Here is a 21,795-nt window from a genome sequence, read left to right on the forward strand (position 1 = left end):
AGTAGTTAAAAAATTATATTTAGGATACTTGATTTACTGCTTCTATCTTCTTAGCAAATTTTTAAGAGCTTTTATTAGAAAATGCACGTGTCTATGTATATTTATACATTACATTGTTCAATTATAAAAAAACCATTTGAAAAATAAGCTCACCTATCGATTACTTGTTCTTACGGCACTTATATCCAACTATATCTGTAATGCACAAAAAGAAATCAAAACGAGACCTAATGTAATTTTTATCTCTGTCGATGACCTTAGACCTACATTAGGTGCGTATGGGGACACCATAGCGATTTCACCGAATATTGATCAACTAGCTGCTGAAGGAATGACATTTAGGCAAACGTTTTCTCAGGTAGCGGTTTGCGCACCATCTAGAGCTAGTTTAATGACCGGTTTAAGACCCGATTCTACTCGCGTGTGGCATTTAGGTGATAAGTTTCGAGAAATTAACCCTAACACCGTTACCATGCCCCAATATTTTTCAAAAAATGGATATCACACGGTAAACCTTGGTAAAATTTTTCACAACTATATGCCAGACTCCATTTCTTGGGACGAACCAGACTTACGACCAAAACAGTACCTTAAAAAAGATTGGCTAAAAAGAGATGGAGAGACATTTTACTTTAGCGAAGAAGTCAACAAATCGCAGGCAATAATTAGAGATTCTTTATTAAAATTAAGACCTGTAAGATATGCCGATGGATGGAATACAGGTCCGGCTTGGGAGGCAGCAGATGTTCATGACACGCTTTATTATGACGGGGCGCAAACAGAATTGGCAAAAAAGACACTAAGCCGATTAGCGAAAATAGAAACGCCCTTTTACATGGGCTTAGGTTATTTTAGACCACATTTGCCGTTTACCGCTCCGAAAAAATACTGGGATCTATATGATGCACAAGAAATTCCGTTAGCGGTCAACCCCAATGTACCCCAAAATGCACCTGGGCATACAATGAACTCCATGTATGAATTAAGGCATTATGATGGTTTTAATGATATAGGGCACCCTCAGTCAAATTTTAAAATGAACGAGGAAAGGTCTCGAAAATTAAAACATGGGTATTATGCCAGTGTAAGTTATATAGATGCTTTAGTGGGTAATTTGGTTGCGCACTTAAAACAAATCGGATTATATGACAACACCATCATCATACTTTGGGGAGATCACGGTTGGAAATTAGGAGATCATAATAGTTGGGGTAAAATGACCAATTATAATATAGATTTACAAGTACCTATGATCATAAGGTATCCAAATCAAGAAAATAGAGGGGCTCAAACATATGAAATCACCGAACTAATAGATATGTTTCCCTCGTTATGTGAAATCGCTGGTATAGACATTCCTGATTATATGCAAGGTACAAGCTTTGTTCCCTTAATCAAAGAACCACAACGTTCATGGAAAAGCGCGGCCTTTAGCCAATTTCATAGAAGGCCGAAAGTTTCTGCAGATGGCAAGCGATATATGGGTTATTCCATCAATACAAAAGAATATCATTATATTGAATGGTATACTTGGGATCCTAAAACCGGGACCAGAGGCGAATTGACAGGTAAGGAATTATATGACCGTAAAAATGACCCTAATGAAACAGTCAACATTATAACTAAAACTAAGTTAATAGAAGTAAAAGCAACATTATCTAAACAACTTGAAGCCGGCTGGAGAAAAGCCAAACCTAATTTATTGGAATAAACAACTACAATAAAATATTGTAATCTTGTAGGTTTTGATTTAATATTGATGGGTTAGCGATACTACCATTACTTTTATGATAAGTAATTTATTAATTTAGGTATTCTTTGTTTTATGAAATTCACTATTAGTTCAAGATATGAAAAATCTAAATTCATTAACATTAGTTTTAAGCATACTGTTTACAGTTTTTCTATCCTGTAAACAAACCTCTAAAAAAGTAGAAAAAGACCAAATTATCAAAAATGTAGATGCTTCTCTTTTTCTTACTAATAATAGCTTAAGCATAGATACTGTTAACTGTATACTAAGCGATGGCACGAAAACAAAATGTTTTCAAATAACAACTTCTAGTATTCCTGAAGATCATGAAATGGGTCCTTGGTGTCCACATACTATAAATGACGGTTCCGAAAAAGGTGGTATTTGGTTTAAAGATGGTAAAATGTATGATGTCGATGGCGAGTTTATAAAAGAGCTACCAAAACTTTATCATGATGATTTTTGGAAATTGTACGATACTAACGGAGACGTATTTAGAACCAAGAGCGAAGATGATTGTATCAAGCTAATGGGTGCACAATTGCAAGACGAATTCATCAACTATTGCATTGAGTGTTTACCTAAGTATGTTAGCAATCTATCTAGCACTTATCGCATACCTATAACTCCGATTAAATTAGAAGCCCCAATTAATCTTTCTGGCGACCCTCAAGGTGGCAACCCACCACATGGAGAACGAGGCGGACCACCACCAAACCATGATAGAGATGGAGAAAATCCAACTAATGAAAATCATGAAGGACCACCACAAGACATAAATTCTGAAGGAGAAAGACCGAATGGACCACCACCAAACGGACCGCCACCAGGCGATAATGAAGGAGAAAGACTAGGCGGACCTATAAAAAGAGGAATCGCATTTAACGGAGTGATCTTTGACGCCCCTGCCCCACTTCATATAATTTTAGAAGGGTATACCATCCCACCAATCGATGATGCTGGCGGACATATAAATATGGATAATGGGTACCACTACCATGCCGCTACAGGTAAAACTAAAGAGCATGCACAACATGATCATCATGCCCCAATGATAGGTTATGCCATGGATGGTTTTGGTCTTTATGCACAACTAAACACCGAAGGTAATGTACCAGAAGACCTAGATGAATGCCGTGGTCATTATGATGATATTAGAGGTTACCATTACCATGTAGATGCCGCAGGAAACAACAATTTCATTAACTGCTTTAGTGGAGCTATTGCGAAATAAATCATTATAATGAAACCCACTAATGAAAAAATAAAATCTACTGTATTTCACTTTCATGCTCGTACCTATATCTGATGGTAATCTAGACTTTAATTATAACGGTCTTACATCAACTGAATACCTTTTTTTTGCAAAGTATTAGAACCTATGACCGTATTTTTTTTTAATCCGCAGACACAAAACTAGTTTACGAAGAAAACTTCCTTAAATTAGAAAAGCATAAAAAATTAAATGAAAATAATGTCCTTGAAATAGAGTTTACTTCTAGCAAAACGACATACTACGATGTAATGCCAGTAAATACAATTAGAAAATATCATAAAACTATTATTATCGGTTTTTCCTATTATGCAGATTTTACATAATTCAGCGAGAATCGAAAACAGATTGTTAATACCTTAACATAGTAATAAATCTAGTTTAGGTTTTGCTGTAAAAGATTTAAATGATTGGTCTTAAATAAATAGAATATTTGAGATATACAGTTTAAAAAATAGTGCTACTCAACAAAAAAATTAGAAAATCGTTATCACAAATCAATAAAAATTGATGCAAACGAATTGATACGGCAAACTAGTCAAGGTTTTTTTAGTATTGATTTGACTAAATAACATTTTGAAAATAACGTTGTATCTACTTATAAAAAAAGCATATTTTTCAATTTAATTTTATTTAATAACAAATCCCTATTTAATCATGAAAAAAATTTTCTCTCTTTTATTCTTTACCGTATGCCTACAACTAAGTGCTCAACAGCGTGTATCTGAAATTAAAAGTTACAGGTATGATAATACTACTTTAGAACAAACACTTCAGGGTACTTCCTCACTAACCTATGAAGGTGATAAATTAAAAAAAATCAATACCATTGAAAACGATGGCAGAATCGATTACAGATTTACATTAGACTTTAAATATAGCGACAACCATATTGAAGCCACAAATCCTGAAAATAAAGTTAGGTTTGAAATGGATCTTGAAAACAACCGACCAATTTTTATAAAACAATATTATTATAGTATTAATCTTGAACTTACTTATGATGAAGATGGTAAGATATCAACGCTAAAGAACATTAAATATCATGGTGCCAAAAAGCCACAAATAAGTAAATGGTTCTATTCATACGATGGAAATAAATTAACTGAAGCTTTACGTGGTGATGCTACAAAAAAGAAAAATCTTAAGCTAAAAGATGTAACTAACACCCCATACAAGTATACCTATGATGGAGATAAACTAAAAGATATTAGCCAATCAATAACATGGTTTAATTTTGAGTACGCCGACAATATGAAAACTATGTATTATCAAAGAGGACAGCGTAAAATAGAATATATTTATGATGGTAACAACCTTATTGAAGTAATTGCCTATAATCAAAAAGATGATAACTATAGACCATATAGCAGAACTGTGTTTTCTTATGAAAACGGTAATGGAAATGAAGAGCTGTATCTAGATTATCAAAACGATAATATCTTTGTTTATACATTATTACCTGAACACAGAACAAGATAACATTATAGACTTTAAAGTACCAAGTTATGTAATCAGTAATTTATTGCATGACTTGGTTTATCTTTTAAAATAATATGACATTAAAAAATCCAAAATCTAATACAGCCTATAAATTTGCCATAATGGCGGTAATAATTATTATTATCATCATAATTACAAGTTTGGTATTAGATACACAACAAGGATCCGACCTTAAATCAATGATAAATGGTTTTTTAAGTTTAGGCAGTGCTTTTATTGCCCTAATTGGTTTGGGCTATTCTATTATGGGTTTTAAAGAGCCCAATACAACAAAGAAAAAAATTGGGTTTATAATCAATTTGATGATTACAATTTCACTTGGTCTATTAATTCTATCTTCAATTACAGAGATACTTCAATATTTAGTTTAAAAATCAGCAATTTTATCATAAACCTTTTACATACTTTACATTAAAATTAAGTAAATGAAGCTTTTTCAAATTTTTAATCGCAAAGACAATAACCATAATGATCCTTACTGGGTATTTAATGAAAAAAAGCATTTTAAACCGCAACTTAATAAAGGTGATTACTACAAGCTAAGTGGTTTTGATTTTGGGTGGTTCGTTCTTGAACCATTATCAAATTTCGTACAAGATAAAGAACATGAAATTGAGCGTGGCAAAGCATTATCTTATGGGCAAAAAGCACTTTACTATTGGTGGTATTTAGACGCACAGGTTACTAATGGTGGCTTTGTACAATTCTACTATAACGGCTATGGTGATTATATGCCAACCATTATAAAAGGTCTGCAACATATTGGTGATATTGAAATGGCTGAATTGGCTCAAAAAGCAGAAAACATCTATCAAAAAAACAAGAAACTAATGACTAAGGCGCAACAAAGCGATTTGTTTGGTAGTGACCTCTATGAAAGATTAGATGAGCTTTCTGTACTTGATAATAAATATTATAAGATGAACGGTAATACCATGTCCTTAATAGAGGATTACGTTCGTAAAAACCCCAATGAAATCTGTATAGACGAGGATGGTTCACCATTCGATTTAAACTATTCTGGCACCTATAAAACATATTATGAAGATCAAAAGTTAAAAGAAGAGTTTAGTATTCAAAAAGGTCATATTCACGGAGCATACAAAACCTTTTTTCAAAATGGAAATCTTAAAGAATCCATAACATACATCGAAGGAAAAAAAACAGGTATTCGACAAGAATTTTATGAAAATGACCTCTTAAAATATGAAGTAACTAAAAGTGATGCGGAGAACAAGTTAATTCATAAATGGTTTTATGAAAGCGGTATTCCTAAAAAAATAGAGGAAAGAAATGCCGAAACTGACAAAAAATATGGCGAGCTCAAAGAATGGTACGACAATGGCCAATTAAAAGAAGAAGGTTATTTTGCCAATAACACAACAAGAATTGGCAAATGGTTTCTATTCTGGAAAGATGGTAGTAAAAAACTAGAAGGTGAGGCTACGGAAGAAAAAGTACGTTTAATTAATTATTGGAATGAAAATGGTGAGCAAACTCTAATAAATGGTACAGGTATTTATTATTCAGAATGGATATCTCGCTCTAAAATTAGCATATATGAAACAACATATAAAAACTTCGTAAGAGATGGAGTTTCTAAAAGTATAACAAACGATAAGGTCACTTTATATCAAGAATTTAAAGACGGAAAGCAACATGGGTATACCCGTACATACTATAACAACGGCAATTTAAAGGAAGAAAAAAACTATGAATTAGGCAAGTTGATTTCGAGTGAGGAGTTACCAATGTTCAAAGATCCTAAAGTAAAAACTACTATCGTTTGTGAAATGGAAGACGAATGGCTAATTAATAGGAAATTAGAAACAGCAGACTCCTACCCCATCATCTTGAATAAAACAGCATTAGAAGGCTCCTTTAAAGCTTCGGTTTCTCTATTTGATAATTATCCACAAGATTATGAATTAAGCTACAACTATTTTGTATCAATTAATGAAGAGGGACACACTACCAATTCAGATTTTCTTATGGCAAGCAATGGATTTTTAAGAGAAGAAGTAGAATCAAGTATTAGGAAAATGAAATTTAAGCCAGCATTGAAAAATGGCACAGCGATTAATTCATATATAATTGTTCACTTTAAATTAAGGCTTAGCTCATAATGCTTATTACTTACAAGATTTATTAATTTTAAACATAAACTTCAATTGGAATAGTAAGTCTTTAAAAAGTTAATACGAATACTTTATTCGTTCTTAGATTTAAATACCTTTGTACTTACAGAAATCTTACTGATTAGTATAATTACTTCATTAAAAGTTCTCCGCTTTTGGTACATGAAGTGAATATAGTTACTACTATTAGTTTCGTTTTCTAATACCGATTTAATCATAAACGGAATGTTTAGACATCAAGGCAAGAGCAGAAAATTAAAGCACAATCTGCAAATTGCCACTATTTTATCTTTTGTAGCAGGCATTGTAAATGTAACGGGGTTTTTGGCTTATAACCAACTAACTACCAATGTTACTGGGCATTTTGCACTTTTCATGAACGATGTTGCAAATTTAGAGTTCTGGAAAGGCACTGTCTATTTCCTCTATATATTTTCTTTTCTCTTTGGATCTTTCTTTTCTAGTTTTTTGATTGAAAAATTTAGAAAGAATAAAAAATTAAATGTTTTTGTATTACCTACTTTAATTGAATGTCTAATTCTAATAGCCATACCGCTTTACAGTGATGCTTTTGAAATCACTTACCCAGATTTAATTATCTGCGCGCTACTCTTTGCTATGGGGCTCCAAAATTCTTTCGTTACAAGAATTTCAAATGCAGTAGTTAGAACAACACACTTAACGGGACTATTTACAGATTTAGGAATTGAGCTATCCCAATTATTTTTCCCAGAAAAGCATCCTAATAGGGAAAAATTAAAATCTAATATTAAACTCCGTCTTTACATAATTTGCTTCTTCTTTTTTGGAGGAATCGTTGGCGGATTCCTTTACCTTCAACTCAACTTAAAATTGAATACACTGATTTTTGGTGCATTATTTCTATTGGCAAGTTTGTTCTATGATGATTTTAGATATCAATTAATACGTACCAAAAGAAAATACGCGAGGCGTTGAGTTTTAGTTACCCTTTTTAAGACAAACGGTGATATGTTATAAAAAATGAATGCGTATTTTTAAAAGAAGTTCTTAATCCTTTTACTTCTAACAATATCGAAATAACACCAAAAACTATGAAACATCTACTCTCCACATTAATTATCGCCACATTATTGATTTCCTGTAACTCATCAGATAAATCCAAATCAACATCTGCAGAAAATACAGATGCAGACACAACTACAGAAGCAATTGCGAAAATTGAAAAGCAATTAAAAACCATAGAAACAGATGAAGATCTTATTGCTACGGCATTAATGGCAGCACCTGCAGAAAGTAGAGCTACAAGTAAAGTAATTGGTTATAATATGGCTGGAGAGTTCGTAACCTTAAAAGAAGGTGATAGTGAGTATATCGTACTTGCAGATGACCCAAAGAAAGATGGTTTCAATGCCGCTTGCTATCATAAAGATTTAGACGCATTTATGGCAAGAGGTAGAGAATTACGTGCTGAAGGCAAATCTGCGGATGAGATTTTTGCTATTAGAGAAGCTGAAGTGAAATCTGGTGAAATAAAAATTACTCCCGGTTCTGCATTACACATTTACTACGGTCCAAATGCTGCATATGATGTAGAAACATCAAAAGTTGATGGTGCAAAGCTTCGTTATGTGATATACACCCCTTTTGCAACATCAGCATCAATTGGCTTACCAGAAACTCCGTCTGCACCCAATCACCCTTGGATCATGAATCCTGGTACGCACAGAGCACATATAATGATTTCTCCACTAGAAAATGAAGTAGAGCAATAACAAAGCGAGTCAAAAAGCGTTAACCATATATGGTAAAGCGAATACTTAATTATCTCGGCTGGTTTATTGTAGCTATACTTTTAGGGTTTCTACATATGCGCATAGTTTTAGGTGCACCACCAGAATCTGACGATGACAAATTCTCGTTTGCAAGCATGGTATATGAATGGGCTTTAGTACAAGTTGGCACAATTGTTGGGCTTATTATTGCTCTTATATTCATTCTACTAGATGTTTTTTATTTGAACAACAAACTTCATGGCAATAGCAAAGCAACTCTTTTTCGTTTTATTCTTATTACTTTGATAGCTATAATTGTTGGCTGCACGCATTATATTCTAGAAATAGTAATCAATGTTATTTAGGTTTTACTGTACGTACATATTCAATCATCACCTATTAAAATGAGAAACATTCTATTTCTACTTATCTCACTCATATCATTAAATTTCGCCAAGGCAGAAGACCTTGTAACAGCGCAATACCCAGATAAGTTGATGTATGAAGGTATTATCTATGAATTGCACACCAACCCGTTAGAGTCCTATTTTAAAAAACATCCTGACAAAAAACCTGAAGAAGTTTCATCGGCATTATGGCGAGGTTATGTTGCTCATTTCGAAATTATAGAAAATCAATTACTTGTAACAGACTTAACAACACCTGTTTATGAAGAAAACGGAGAAATAAAATGGGAATCTATTTATACTGATATTTTTACTAGTAATGAAAAAATAGTTATTGATTGGTATTCGGGTATTTTAACCCTACCCTATGGCGAAATAGTAGACTATGTACACCAAGGTTATGCTTCAACATACAGTAATTATATTCTTTTGGAAATTGAAAATGGATGTTTTAGTGAAGCCAGAAATTTCGATTACAAGCAGTTTATAGCTTTCAAAAAAAAGCAGTTTAAAGCTTTTGAAAAACTGAAGGTTACCAAAAATTATTCAATACATTTAAAAACAAAAATTCACCAGAACAAGCAGCTTCCGTTAAATCTTATATCTCAGGTTTTGTTTTAGTGTATACTTCAAAGTTTCTAGTGGAATAATAGTAGTGCTTTTCTATAAAAATGCAGCTAATAAAAATCGTTCAATTAAATTTGCGGTATTACACTTAGCATTATAGCCTTATATTTAATTTTATGAATTCACTTGATATTAGAACAGTAGATGTTGTTCAATATTTACAACCGTTACGAGAAGGCGGCTCTATGCCTGCAATTGTAAAAGCCGACGATGATTTTTTGTATGTTCTCAAGTTTAGAGGCTCTGGGCAAGGTAAAAAATCACTTATCTCTGAATTTATTGGTGGTGAATTGGCACGTGTAATCGGTTTAAAAGTACCTGAGTTGGTATTTATGAACTTAGAAGATTCTTTTAGACAAACAGAACCTGACGAAGAAATTCAAGATTTACTGAAGTTTAGCGTAGGGCTTAACCTTGGTTTACACTTTTTATCAGGCGCCATTACTTTCGATCCTTTAATTTCTAAGGCAGATGCCATGACAGCTTCAAAGGTTGTGGTGTTAGATAGTTTAATAAGCAATATTGACCGTACCGCTAAAAATGCAAATCTATTATACTGGCATAACGAATTATGGGTGATAGACAACGGGGCAAGTTTCTATTTTCACCATAATTGGGATACTTGGGAGAGTCACCTAACTAGAACATTTCCTTTTATAAAAGACCATGTACTTTTACAACAAGCCACAGCCCTACCAGAAGCTGCCGCAGAAATTCAAAAAATTATTACCCTAGAGAAAGTAACTGAAATTGTTTCAAACATACCAGAAGATTGGTTGACGAGCGAATCTGATGTTTTAAATGCGGATGAAAAAAGAGCAGCTTATATTAAATTTACAACCACTAAGCTATCTATGATCGATGTTTTAGTAAAAGAAGCGGAAGATGCAAGATAGACACACATTTAAATTTGCAATAGTTAGAATTGTACCGAAAGTTGAACGAGAAGAGTTTTTTAATGTAGGTGTGATTTTATTCTGTAAAAGGACAAAATTTTTAGATATCAAGTATCAAATCGATGAAGAAAAGTTAAAAGCATTTTCTCCGGAAATAGAATACGAAATCTTAAACGAATATCTAAAAGCTTGGAAATTGATTTGTGAAGGAAAGGAAGTTGGCGGACCAATAGGTAAGTTAGATTTACCTGACCGTTTTGGTTGGTTAACAGCTTGTAGAAGCACGGTTATACAAAGTTCCACTACCCGATCCGGATTAAGTACAGATCCAGAAAAAGAACTAGAAGACATATTTAATAAGTATGTTCTGTAAAAAATCTTTAGCTTATAAAAAAGGTTGTTGTCGCATTTACCATTCGTAATTATCACGTTTAATAAGTAAGTTTGTCAAAAATCTTAGACCTACTTAAATCATTAAAGTATTTAAATCTTTTTCACATGGAAACATCAAAACTTCAAAGTATCATACAAGGCATTCCAAAAACGGAATTGCATTTACATTTAGAAGGGAGTTTTGAGCCAGAATTAATGTTCCAAATTGCAAAGAGAAACAATATCACTTTACCCTATGATTCTATTGAATCAGTTAAAGAAGCATACAAATTCAACAACCTTCAAGAATTTTTAGATATCTATTATGCTGGCGCGCAGGTACTATTACACGAGCAAGATTTCTTTGACTTGACTTGGGCGTATTTAACCAAAGTACACAGTGAAAATGTAAAGCATGTAGAGGTATTTTTTGACCCGCAGACACATACCGAAAGAGGTGTTGCTTTTGATGTGGTGATAAAAGGAATTCACCGCGCTCTAGAAAAGGGAAAAAATGAGTTAACTATATCTTACAAACTTATCATGAGCTATTTGCGTCATATGAGTGAAGAAGATGCTTTTAAAACCTTAGAAGAATCGTTACCGTTTAAAGATATTATCGATGGCGTTGGTTTAGATTCATCGGAAATGGGAAACCCGCCAAGTAAATTTGAAAAAGTATTTAAAGCCTCTGCTGAACAGGGCTACAAGCTTGTTGCCCATGCAGGAGAAGAAGGCCCGGCAGAATATATCTGGGAAGCTTTAGATATTTTAAAAGTAGAACGCATAGATCATGGCAATCGTTGTTTAACAGACGAAGCCTTGGTTAAAAGATTGGTTGACAACAAAATTGCTTTAACCTTATGCCCTACCAGTAATATTGCGCTGAAAGTGATTCAGAAAATGGACGAACATCCAGTCGCAAAAATGCTTGATAAGGGAATCGTTGCAACAATACATTCAGACGATCCTGCCTATTTTGGTGGGTATATGAACGAGAATTATTACCAAACTGCAAAAGCGCTAAACTTAAGTTTAGAACAAATAGAGCAATTAGCTATTAATGGTTTTGAAGCAAGTTGGTTGAACGATGAATCTAAAAAACAGCACATCCAAGAAGTAAAGGATTATTTTAAATCGCTTTAACTGCAAGCGGAATAAATAGTTCAAAAACAGCACCATTACCAAGAGAACTTTCTACCCTAACTTGACCGTTATGGGTAGTAACAATTCGTTTTACAATAGCAAGACCTATACCAGTACCTTGGTACTCTTCATCACTATGTAATCGCTGAAAAATTTCAAAAACTTTACTTTCATATTTTTGATCAAAACCAATACCATTGTCAGATACCGTTATATGAGAATAACGTTTGTCTTCAGCTAAATCTATTTCAGGATAATCTGCACCATCAACAATTTTGCCCATTACCTTTATAACAGGTTTATCTTCCTTTTTAGTGAATTTAATTGCATTAGTAAATAGATTGAACAGCAATTGTTTAAACTGTATTGGTCTAACCGTAATTTCACAATCTTTAGGTATTTTAAGGACTGTTTTATGCTGCTTAAGTTCTTCGCTTAAAACATCTTTTACATCTAATACCAATTTCTTTAAAGAAACCGTAGTTAAACTATTATCAATAGTCTCGGTAGCCCCGTAAGTCAATAAGTCTTGAATAAGATTCCTCATACGAGCTGCAGACCGATCAATTCTTTCCAATTTATGTTTACCAGCCTCAGTAAGATTATTAAATTCATTATCACTAACCTGAGAAATAAACATTTGAATTTTACGAAGTGGCTCTTGCAAATCATGACTACATATATGATTAAAAGACTCCAAATCATTAATCATCAGTTCTAACTTAATAGTCTTAATTTCTAATTGATTTGTACGCTGAAAAACCTTTCTCTCTAATTTTTTAGAAAATTTCTTTAATTTCTTATGCGCCCTTTCAAGTTCTAATTTGTTCTTTCTAAGTTCCAATAAATTAATAACCTGTTCAGATAAAATATTCAAAGATTCTTTTTGACTCTCTGTTAATTTTCTTGACTTATTATCAATGACACATAACGTACCCAACGGTAAACCATTGGCATTTTTTAGAGGAATGCCTGCATAAAATACAATATTGGGATCACCAGTAACTAAAGGGTTACTTTTAAAACGAGCATCTTGCCTAGCATCTTCCGTTGTAAAAATAGCATCATCACTCGTTATAGCATGTGCACAAAAGGCATCTTCAATGGGTGTTTCAGATACTCCTAGTCCGTAATGAGACTTGAACCATTGCCTTTTATCATCTAATAATGTAATTAAAGAAATTGGCGTCTGACAAATTTCAGCTGCCAGTTTAGTAAGATTGTCATAATCTTTTTCAGGTAAGGTATCTAATATAGAATATGAATTTAAAAGAGCTAGTCTTTCCTTTTCCTTTTCATGAATTTTGGCTTTTATCATAGTCTATCTAAGCGCAGTGTTTTTAAGAGCAGCAAATATAGGGCGCATCATCTATTTGATATGATAAATATAAGATAATCGTGTTAAAAAATTATAGCCTAGTAAATAGTCGTGAAAATTTAATTATAACTTTAAAAAAGAAAAAGCTCAATATCAAAAAGATATTGAGCTTTGCTCTATGCGGAGAAAGAGGGATTCGAACCCCCGGAGGTGTGACCCTCAACAGTTTTCAAGACTGCCGCATTCGACCACTCTGCCATTTCTCCTGAGTGCCTCATCAGGTATTCCCTGAATGCGGGTGCAAATATATAAAGGTTTTCTTATCTAATAAAGTCTTTTCTTAATTATTTTTTATCTCTGTGATTTCAAAATTTTTTCAAAGAAATGAAAAGGTTGAATTTCAGTTATTTATTACCTTGCCACGATGACAAAACCGCTTGTAAGTATCCTTATTCCTTTTAAAAATGTTGATGAATATTTTGAAGAATGTTTAAAATCCATTCAAAATCAGACCTACAAAAACTGGGAGGTTGTTGCTGTAAACGATAATTCAAGCGATAATAGTTTAGCAATTGCCAAAACTTTTGCAGCCAATGATGCTCGATTTAAAATATATTCAAATGACGAATCCGGCATTATAACAGCACTTAGAAAAGCATACGCACATAGTAGTGGTAATTATATTTCAAGAATGGATGCTGATGATCACATGAGCCCAAAACGAATAGAAGTCATGGTCAATTCTCTAGTACAACAAGGAAAAGGAAGTCTTGCTGTAGGGAAGGTAAAATATTTTTCAAAAGCAGGAGTAAATGACGGTTACGACCGTTATGAGAAGTGGTTGAACAAATTAACCGCTACTGGGGATAATTTTAAAGAAATATATAAGGAATGCGTAATACCCTCCCCTTGTTGGATGGTACATAAAGAAGATTTTGAAGCTAGCGATACTTTTAATCCTAATCGTTATCCTGAAGATTATGACCTTGCCTTCCGTTTCTATGAATTAAGCCTAAAGTGCATACCCTGCACCACTACCCTACATTATTGGCGAGATTACGACAACAGAACATCGCGAACCAGCGAGCACTACGCACAGAATTATTTCTTGGATATTAAGTTGCACTACTTCTTGAAATTGGAATACCAAACAATAGACAATCTAGTGGTATGGGGCGCTGGTAAAAAAGGAAAAACGATTGCCAATCTGCTTGTAGAGAAAAATATTCCTTTTCAATGGGTCTGTGATAATGAAAAGAAAATTGGGAAAGATATTTACGGTATCCGCCTGACCCACTACTCTAACTTAAAAGAATCAAAAAATTCCAAAACCATTATTACCGTTGCTAACGAAGACGACCAAACTATGATCAAATCGTTTTTTAAAGAATTGGAACAAAAATCATCGGTAGATTATTTCTTCTTTTGCTGATCATAGACGAACAAAAATATTAGTTGATTTCTCACAAGCTTCTAATTTCAAAATAATTATCTTTGCTATAATCAAAATTAGGAATGCAATTTAAATATCCAGAACTTCTTTGGGGTCTTTTACTACTACTCATTCCTATATTAATTCATCTATTTCAATTACGCAGATTTAAGAAAACGCCTTTTACCAATGTAAAGTTCTTAAAACAAGTAGTATCTGAGTCTAGAAAAAGCAGCACTTTAAAAAAATGGTTACTGTTATTTACAAGAATGGGCTTACTAGCAGCATTAGTTTTTGCATTTGCCCAACCATTTATGGCTAATGACAATGCCCTACAAGAAAAAGAAAACGTTTTTTATATAGATGATTCTTTTAGCATGAACGGGCAAATTGATAACGGCAGCCTATTTAAAAATACCATTCAAGATTTTATAACCAACATACCTTCTGATCAACGTTTTACATTATTCACCAATAAACAGGTATATAAAGATGTTGATATAAAAGATATTCAAAATGACCTTCTGAATCTTTCCGTAGGTTCAGAGCAATTAGGTATTTCTGAAATAATTCTAAAAGGAAAAACCTATTTCAGTGATAATACCGCTTCACAAAAAAACTTGGTGCTTATATCAGATTTTCAACAACGTATGGGTAATTTAACCGATGTAGATTCAACCAGCACCATCAATATACAGTATATAAAACCTGGTAATACAATCCTCAGCAATACGGCTATAGATACGGTTTTTATAGCCGAGCGTAGTAATGATAACATAGAGGTAGTAGCACAATTAACTACAAATTCTGAAGAAAAGACCATACCTGTGTCTTTATTAAATGATGCTAAGCTAATAGCGAAAACAGGCGCTAATTTTGATCAAAACAAAAAAGCGGATGTACGCTTTACCATAAATGCAAAAGACATTGTCTTGGGTAAGGTAACCATGATGGATACGGGGTTGGATTATGACAATCAATTCTTCTTCAACATTGACGAAAAATCGAAAATTAAGGTATTGGTAATTGGCAATACATCTGCAGATTATTTAAAGCGCATATATACCGATGAAGATTTTAGCTTCACCACTAGCACATTAGCGCAATTAAACTATAGCACTATTGAAAATCAGGATTTAGTAGTTCTAAACGAAATATCAAAATTACCAAGCTCGCTTATTACCGCGTTGAAATCCTTGAGTACCAACGGAGGTAGTTTTATATTCATACCTGCTACAAAAGGCGATATTGACTCTTACAATCAATTATCTAGTGCTTATGATGCAACTAGGTTCTCTACTGAAATAGAACAAGAAATACCCATTGCCATTGTAAAAACTGCACACCCGTTATTTGAGAATGTTTTCGATAAAAAAGTAACGGATTTTCAATTTCCCAGTGTTCAAGAACGCTATAGAATTAGTACAAAAGCTCCGGTGGCATTGTCTTATCAAAATAATGAACCCTTTTTAGTAGGGTCTAAAAATGCATATTTCTTTACTGCAGCTTTAAGTATTGATAATTCAAATTTCAAGAATTCACCCTTAATTGTTCCTGCTTTTTACAATATGGGTATGAATAGTTTAAAACTTCCACCATTATATGCAAGTATTGGTAGCAAAACGGAAATAGAATTACCCCTTACTTTGCAACAAGATGATATCATTAAAATAGCTAATGATAATAATGAGTTTATTCCTCAGCAACGGGTATTACCTAAAAAGGTTCAGGTTAATTTTATAGAAAACCCAAAAGAAGCCGGTATCTATAAAATTATGCACAATGACAAAACGATAAGACACATCAGCTTTAATAATGACAGAAAAGAGAGCGAATTATTATATACTGCGCTCCCAGACAATAACAGTAATACATCAGTATCAAATTTCTTTTTAGAAAGTCAAAAAGACAATGCCATTAACGAGTTTTGGAAATGGTTTGCTATTTTAGCACTGGCTTTTGTTTTAATAGAAACGGTACTGCAAAGATTCTTAAAATAACCTATTAACATACCACCCATAAACCTATGAATATACTTCTAAAATCAGTGACTATAGTAAATGGGAGCACGAAGAGCCTTCATTTGAAAAAGAGGGATATTCTTATTAAAAATGGCGTTATAGATGCTATTGAGACTACTATTGAGCCTACCGGTAAAACAAAAGTTATAGCCATAAAGGATTTACATGTTTCAATTGGTTGGTTTGATAGCGGAGTTAGTTTTGGAGAGCCTGGTTATGAAGAAAGAGAAACTATTGAAAACGGATTACTAACTGCTGCAAAAAGCGGATTTACAGATGTTATTTTAAATACGAGTAGTAACCCAACACCAGATTCTGCATCAGATATTGTATACTTAAAAAATGCAGCCAAGGATCAATTAACAAGGGTACACCCTCTAGGGAATTTGACCGTAAAAGGTGAAGGTGAAGTACTGGCGGAGCTTTACGATATGAAAAATGCCGGCGCCTTGGGCTTTTATGATTATAAACATCCAATGGCAAATGCCAACCTTTTAAAAATTGCCCTTCAATATGCTCAAAATTTTGACGGAATGGTATTTTCTTTTCCGTTGGATAAAAGCATATCCGGAAAAGGAATTGTCAACGAAGGTGTTACCAGCACAAAATTAGGCTTGAAAGGAATTCCTGCTCTGGCGGAAGAATTACAGATAGCACGAGATTTATTTGTATTAGAATATACGGGAGGAAAATTATTTATACCTACCATTTCTACAGCAAATTCTGTGAAACTTATAGCCGACGCCAAGAAAAAAGGATTACAGGTGTTTTGTAGTGTAGCAGCTCACAACCTTGTTATTACAGATAGTGCCTTAGAAAATTTTGACACACAATTTAAAGTAATGCCACCGCTGAGAACGGCAGCAGATATAAAAGCACTTCAAAAAGGAGTAAAAAATGGAACTATAGATTTTGTGACATCTGATCACACTCCTTTAAATATAGAACTAAAGCATGTAGAATTTGACAATGCTGATTTTGGAACAATAGGACTAGAAAGCATATTTGGTATGCTAAATGAACTTTTTAATATGGAAGAGACCATTACCTTGCTAACTAAAGGGCGTTCTGTTTTTGGAATGACAGAGCCACAGCTAAAAGTTGGACAAGAAGCAAACCTTTCGCTTTTTACTACAGATGATACTTATGAATTTTCACAAGATCAGATCTTTAGCTCCAGTAAAAACTCCATCGCAATTGGCAAGCAAATGAAAGGAAAAGTAGTAGGTGCCGTTGCAAATAACAAATTAGTTTTAAATAAGTAACATGGAGAAATCTCCCGAAATACCAGGCAGAACAACAGCTATAATTGCCTATTTAACCATCATTGGGGCAATAATCGCCCTGTCTATGAATAACGAACCACAATATCGTTTTGCAAGAATACATACTCGTCAAGCATTTGGTCTACACTTAATGTTTCATGGCTTTGCTATATTTTCTAGTGTCTGGTTCAACCAATATGCGCTTTATGGCCTATACCTTTGCTACATTGTACTTTGGGTATATGGCTTTATTGGTGCATTAAGTAACAAAGAACAAATTGTGCCTATTGTAGGTCCGTATTTTCAAAAATGGTTCACTTTTATTAAATAATACAATGACAACAGCTCCCCTATCTTTAGAACACATTATTAGACCGTCTAGTCTTACAGATAAAAAACCGCCAGTTTTATTTATGCTGCATGGTTACGGTAGTAATGAAGAAGACTTATTTTCCTTTGCACCAGAGTTACTAGAAGAACTATGCATTATTGCTGTTCGTGCTCCTTATATTTTACAACCTTATGGTTATGCGTGGTATGCCATTAATTTTGATGACGAAAAAGGAAAATGGAGCGATGATGACCAAGCTATAGCATCTCGTGATAAAATAAAGACCTTTATAGAAGAGGCTTGTTCTACGTACGGTTTGGATGAAAACAATGTAAACCTTTTAGGCTTCAGTCAGGGTACAATTCTTAGCTATGCCGTTGCATTATCATATCCTGAAAAAGTAAAAAACATTATTGCTTTAAGCGGATACATCAACGAATCCATTCTAGTAGATTCTTATAAGGAAAACAACTTTGACAACCTTAATTTCTACAGTTCTCACGGAGATATGGACCAAGTGATACCGGTAGATTGGGCAAGAAAGGCGCCAGAGCTTTTAAAGAACTTGGGTATTAAACATGTATATGAAGAATTTCCTGCAGGGCATGGTGTTGCTCCACAGAATTTCTACGCTCTTAAAAAGTGGATCTCAGATAAAATCTAATTACTACGAGTATACAATAAGTGATCTATCAAAGTAAAGTCTACCCCAAGATCATCTTTTAGTTCATACTTGATTAACAATTCTCCCCAATATTTTCCATCCGAGAAATCGGTAAGAATCCATTTGTGGTTTAAAACCTTTATTTTATTGATTTTAAAATCGCTCTGCATTCCCTCGTAAGGCACTAATGGGTTATCCCCTTTTTGCGCATTGGTTTCCAATAGTTTATCAGCAACGTACCCAGAAGGGTCTTGCAAGTCTAAATGCTCAAAATAAGCTAAGGCATCATCGTTATTTTCTAATGAAAAGTACTGCATATCCAACACTTTTAAAGATGATCTTTGAACAGAGTCTTTCAAATTTTCAACCTTACTCTCTAGCCTTGTAATTGTTTCAGCATTAGCTTTGGTCATATTACCACTGCTAACAACTAGGTATAAACAGATCAGGGATACAAATAGGAATAAATAAAGGTATATTTTGCTCTTCATAATTAAATAGTGATTGTTAAGTTATCGTAAGCCAAATGTACATTATTTGGCAAAATTTTTTCTACCTCGTCATGAAAACCAAGTAGGTGACTAATATGGGTTAGGTATGCCTTTTCTGGGTTAATTTCTTTTATGAACGCAAGGGCTTCCTCTAAATTGAAATGAGAAATATGGGGCTCTATACGCAATGCACTAACTACAAGAACCTTAGTCCCTTTTATTTTTTCTTTTTCTTCTGGAAGTACCGTTTTTACATCAGTCAAATAAGTAAAATCTCCTATTCTATAACCAAATACCTGTAACTTATTATGTAATACGTTTATAGGAGTTACATCTTGGCCACCAATTGAAAAAGGAACATTGTTTTCTATAAGATTAATATCTACAGTAGGTGCACCTGGATATTTGTTTTCTTCTTGAAATATGTAGTCAAATCTTTTTTTCAATGATTTTACCACCCTACTATGGGCATAAACTGGAATATTACCTTGCCTAAAGAAAAAGGGGCGAATATCATCAAGCCCTGCAGTATGATCAGAATGTTCATGCGTATACAGAATACCATCTAAATGATTTACATTCTCCCTAAGCATCTGCTGACGAAAATCTGGTCCACAGTCAATTACATAATTATAATCACCCCAAGAAAGTAAAACTGAAACCCGTAATCTTTTGTCCTTTGGGTTATCACTTAAGCAAACCGGATGCGTACTGCCAATAATGGGAATTCCTTGAGAAGTTCCCGTACCTAAAAAAGTAACACGTAAATTGTTAATCATGTATTACAAATTTAATTCCTTTTTAATAAAATTGGTTACTGAAAATTATAAGATCGCTGTATTTAAAAGGGAATAAAAACAATAACCGAAACTTATGCCATTTTTTTGCGGCTATTGTGCATTGTAACAACCATTCTTTATAACTTTGTTAAAAGCTAAACAGGTAAAAAATGGCATCGGTATTAAAAAGAGATAGTGTTTTTGAAAATATTCCCTCTATTAAAGCAAAAACCCTACGCATAAATCTGAATCCGGATATATACGGAACTTTCGCAGAAATTGGCGCCGGACAAGAAACCGCACGTCATTTCTTTAGATCAGGTGGTGCTTCTGGTACCATTGCAAAAGCAATGAGTGCTTACGACAAAGATTTTAGTGATGCTATTTACGGTATTGAGTCTGATGGACGCTATGTAACACAGGCGAGATTAAAAACCATGCTGCATTATGAAATGCAATTGATGGAAGAGCGTATTAGTCGTGATAACCACCCAGAAAGGTTATTCTTTTCATATGCAAATACGGTAGCCACAATTGATTTTTCTAAAAGATATAAAGGTCATGGTTGGATCGGTATTCGTTACCAACTAGACCCAAATCAAAAAGAATATGACGAGATAATTCTTCATATTCGTTTTAAGCAGAACGAAGCAAGACTACAACAAGAGACATTGGGTATTCTTGGGGTAAACTTAATTTATGGTGCTTTTTACAAGTATCATAAGCCTAAGAAAATGTTGAAATATTTATATGACCATATAGATAAGGATACGCTAGAGATTGATATGATCAACTTCTCTGGACCAAACTTTAAAGAGGTTGATAACCGTTTAATGAGCTTACAGCTTATTAAGAATGACATGACAGATGCTGTAATGTTCGGTCCTGATGGCAATAACCTACTACCAGCAGCTGTACTTTACAAAAAGAACATATTGGCATTACGTGGTAGTTTTAGACCCGTTACCAAAGTGAATTTAGATATGTTTGAAAAGTCTTATGACATTTTCATTCGTGATAAAGGTGTTGATCAAAACAATACTATCGTTATTTTTGAAATAACACTATCCAACCTTAAAGCATCCGGTGAAATTGATGAGCAAGATTTTATGGACAGAGCAGAATTACTTTGTTCTCTTGGTCATTCTGTAATGATTTCAAAATTCCAAGAATATTACAAATTAGTAGAGTACTTTAATAACTATACCAAAAATAGAATTGGTTTAACCATGGGTGTAAACAACCTAGTAGACATATTCGATGAAAAATACTACCGTCATTTAAGTGGTGGTATTTTAGAGGCATTTGGTAAATTATTCTTTAAAGATTTACAGGTATATCTATACCCAATGAAAAATGCTGATACCGGTCAAATCATGACCAGTAATAACGTTAAAGTGCACCCACGTATGAAAGAATTATATAAATTCTTTAAGTACAACGGTAAGGTAATGGACATCATAGATTACGAACCAGAGGTAATGCATATTTTCTCTAGGGATGTTCTTAAAAAATTAATGAACAACGACGAAGGTTGGGAACAAATGCTACCAGAAGGAATTGCTGAAATCATTAAGCAAAAACAACTGTTCACTAGAAAAACAGAAGACCAAGAAACAGAATAA

The 21,795-nt window shown here is 33.5% G+C and carries 21 protein-coding genes and 1 tRNA gene; 18 read left to right on the plus strand and 4 right to left on the minus strand.

Annotation, left to right across the window (positions count from 1 at the left end; translation table 11 throughout):
• Positions 1–136: 136 nt before the first annotated feature.
• The 12 genes from ACJJVP_RS16810 (at position 137) to ACJJVP_RS16865 (ending at position 11,869) form a co-directional block, all read left to right on the plus strand.
• Entirely contained in the window at positions 137–1,711 is a 1,575-nt protein-coding gene (locus ACJJVP_RS16810) for a sulfatase (RefSeq protein ID WP_405415506.1), read from the plus strand.
• Positions 1,712–1,850: 139 nt separating this feature from the next.
• The gene (locus tag ACJJVP_RS16815; RefSeq protein WP_405415508.1) at positions 1,851–2,987 is read left to right on the plus strand and encodes a YHYH protein; all 1,137 of its coding nucleotides are present in this window, start codon (positions 1,851–1,853) and stop codon (positions 2,985–2,987) included.
• 696 nt (positions 2,988–3,683) lie between these two features.
• On the plus strand, positions 3,684–4,508 hold the full coding sequence (locus ACJJVP_RS16820; RefSeq protein ID WP_405415509.1) for a hypothetical protein: 825 nt from the start codon (positions 3,684–3,686) through the stop codon (positions 4,506–4,508).
• Positions 4,509–4,582: 74 nt separating this feature from the next.
• Entirely contained in the window at positions 4,583–4,900 is a 318-nt protein-coding gene (locus ACJJVP_RS16825; protein WP_405415511.1) for a hypothetical protein, read from the plus strand.
• 54 nt (positions 4,901–4,954) lie between these two features.
• On the plus strand, positions 4,955–6,655 hold the full coding sequence (locus tag ACJJVP_RS16830; RefSeq protein WP_405415513.1) for a DUF4375 domain-containing protein: 1,701 nt from the start codon (positions 4,955–4,957) through the stop codon (positions 6,653–6,655).
• A gap of 237 nt (positions 6,656–6,892) precedes the next feature.
• Positions 6,893–7,624 (plus strand): YoaK family protein, encoded by a 732-nt coding sequence (locus ACJJVP_RS16835; RefSeq protein WP_405415515.1) that lies wholly within the window; start codon positions 6,893–6,895, stop codon positions 7,622–7,624.
• A gap of 116 nt (positions 7,625–7,740) precedes the next feature.
• Positions 7,741–8,421 carry a hypothetical protein gene (locus ACJJVP_RS16840; protein ID WP_405415517.1) on the plus strand — a complete coding sequence of 227 codons (681 nt, stop codon included), beginning with the start codon at positions 7,741–7,743 and terminating at the stop codon, positions 8,419–8,421.
• Between the two features lie 95 nt (positions 8,422–8,516).
• Positions 8,517–8,786: a hypothetical protein gene (locus ACJJVP_RS16845; RefSeq protein WP_405415520.1), complete on the plus strand. Its 270-nt coding sequence runs from the start codon at positions 8,517–8,519 to the stop codon at positions 8,784–8,786.
• Between the two features lie 39 nt (positions 8,787–8,825).
• The gene (locus ACJJVP_RS16850; protein WP_405415521.1) at positions 8,826–9,449 is read left to right on the plus strand and encodes a hypothetical protein; all 624 of its coding nucleotides are present in this window, start codon (positions 8,826–8,828) and stop codon (positions 9,447–9,449) included.
• Positions 9,450–9,571: 122 nt separating this feature from the next.
• The gene (locus tag ACJJVP_RS16855; RefSeq protein WP_405415523.1) at positions 9,572–10,351 is read left to right on the plus strand and encodes a HipA family kinase; all 780 of its coding nucleotides are present in this window, start codon (positions 9,572–9,574) and stop codon (positions 10,349–10,351) included.
• On the plus strand, positions 10,341–10,724 hold the full coding sequence (locus tag ACJJVP_RS16860; RefSeq protein ID WP_405415525.1) for a DUF3037 domain-containing protein: 384 nt from the start codon (positions 10,341–10,343) through the stop codon (positions 10,722–10,724). Before ACJJVP_RS16855 ends, ACJJVP_RS16860 begins: the two co-directional genes overlap by 11 nt.
• A gap of 125 nt (positions 10,725–10,849) precedes the next feature.
• The gene (locus ACJJVP_RS16865; RefSeq protein ID WP_405415527.1) at positions 10,850–11,869 is read left to right on the plus strand and encodes an adenosine deaminase; all 1,020 of its coding nucleotides are present in this window, start codon (positions 10,850–10,852) and stop codon (positions 11,867–11,869) included.
• On the opposite strand, the gene ACJJVP_RS16870 is transcribed toward ACJJVP_RS16865, so the two are convergent.
• The gene (locus ACJJVP_RS16870; RefSeq protein WP_405415529.1) at positions 11,856–13,187 is read right to left on the minus strand and encodes an ATP-binding protein; all 1,332 of its coding nucleotides are present in this window, start codon (positions 13,185–13,187) and stop codon (positions 11,856–11,858) included. The two genes, ACJJVP_RS16865 and ACJJVP_RS16870, sit on opposite strands and share 14 nt — an antisense overlap.
• Before the next feature lie 181 nt (positions 13,188–13,368).
• Positions 13,369–13,453: transfer RNA gene (locus tag ACJJVP_RS16875), tRNA-Ser, on the minus strand.
• Between the two features lie 158 nt (positions 13,454–13,611).
• Here ACJJVP_RS16875 and ACJJVP_RS16880 point away from each other — a divergent pair.
• The 5 genes from ACJJVP_RS16880 to ACJJVP_RS16900 all read left to right on the plus strand — a co-directional run bounded on the left by ACJJVP_RS16880 (position 13,612) and on the right by ACJJVP_RS16900 (position 18,900).
• Positions 13,612–14,619 carry a glycosyltransferase family 2 protein gene (locus ACJJVP_RS16880; protein ID WP_405415531.1) on the plus strand — a complete coding sequence of 336 codons (1,008 nt, stop codon included), beginning with the start codon at positions 13,612–13,614 and terminating at the stop codon, positions 14,617–14,619.
• 83 nt (positions 14,620–14,702) lie between these two features.
• Entirely contained in the window at positions 14,703–16,619 is a 1,917-nt protein-coding gene (locus tag ACJJVP_RS16885) for a BatA domain-containing protein (protein WP_405415532.1), read from the plus strand.
• Positions 16,620–16,645: 26 nt separating this feature from the next.
• Positions 16,646–17,905: a dihydroorotase gene (locus ACJJVP_RS16890; RefSeq protein WP_405415534.1), complete on the plus strand. Its 1,260-nt coding sequence runs from the start codon at positions 16,646–16,648 to the stop codon at positions 17,903–17,905.
• A gap of 1 nt (position 17,906) precedes the next feature.
• Positions 17,907–18,236 carry a hypothetical protein gene (locus ACJJVP_RS16895; protein WP_405415537.1) on the plus strand — a complete coding sequence of 110 codons (330 nt, stop codon included), beginning with the start codon at positions 17,907–17,909 and terminating at the stop codon, positions 18,234–18,236.
• Positions 18,237–18,240: 4 nt separating this feature from the next.
• Positions 18,241–18,900, plus strand: a complete 660-nt coding sequence (locus tag ACJJVP_RS16900) for an alpha/beta hydrolase (RefSeq protein WP_405415539.1) — start codon at positions 18,241–18,243, stop codon at positions 18,898–18,900.
• Here the strand turns inward: ACJJVP_RS16900 and ACJJVP_RS16905 are convergent.
• Positions 18,897–19,391, minus strand: coding sequence for a hydrolase (locus ACJJVP_RS16905; RefSeq protein WP_405415542.1), 495 nt, complete (start codon positions 19,389–19,391; stop codon positions 18,897–18,899). The genes ACJJVP_RS16900 and ACJJVP_RS16905 overlap by 4 nt on opposite strands.
• A 2-nt stretch (positions 19,392–19,393) precedes the next feature.
• A complete protein-coding gene (locus ACJJVP_RS16910; RefSeq protein WP_405415544.1) occupies positions 19,394–20,170 on the minus strand; it encodes an MBL fold metallo-hydrolase in 777 nt (258 codons plus the stop codon).
• Between the two features lie 170 nt (positions 20,171–20,340).
• Here ACJJVP_RS16910 and ACJJVP_RS16915 point away from each other — a divergent pair, with 170 nt between their 5' ends.
• Positions 20,341–21,795 carry a nicotinate-nucleotide adenylyltransferase gene (locus ACJJVP_RS16915; protein WP_036153740.1) on the plus strand — a complete coding sequence of 485 codons (1,455 nt, stop codon included), beginning with the start codon at positions 20,341–20,343 and terminating at the stop codon, positions 21,793–21,795.

The organism is Maribacter sp. Asnod1-A12, from assembly GCF_045063735.1.
Taxonomy (GTDB): domain Bacteria; phylum Bacteroidota; class Bacteroidia; order Flavobacteriales; family Flavobacteriaceae; genus Maribacter.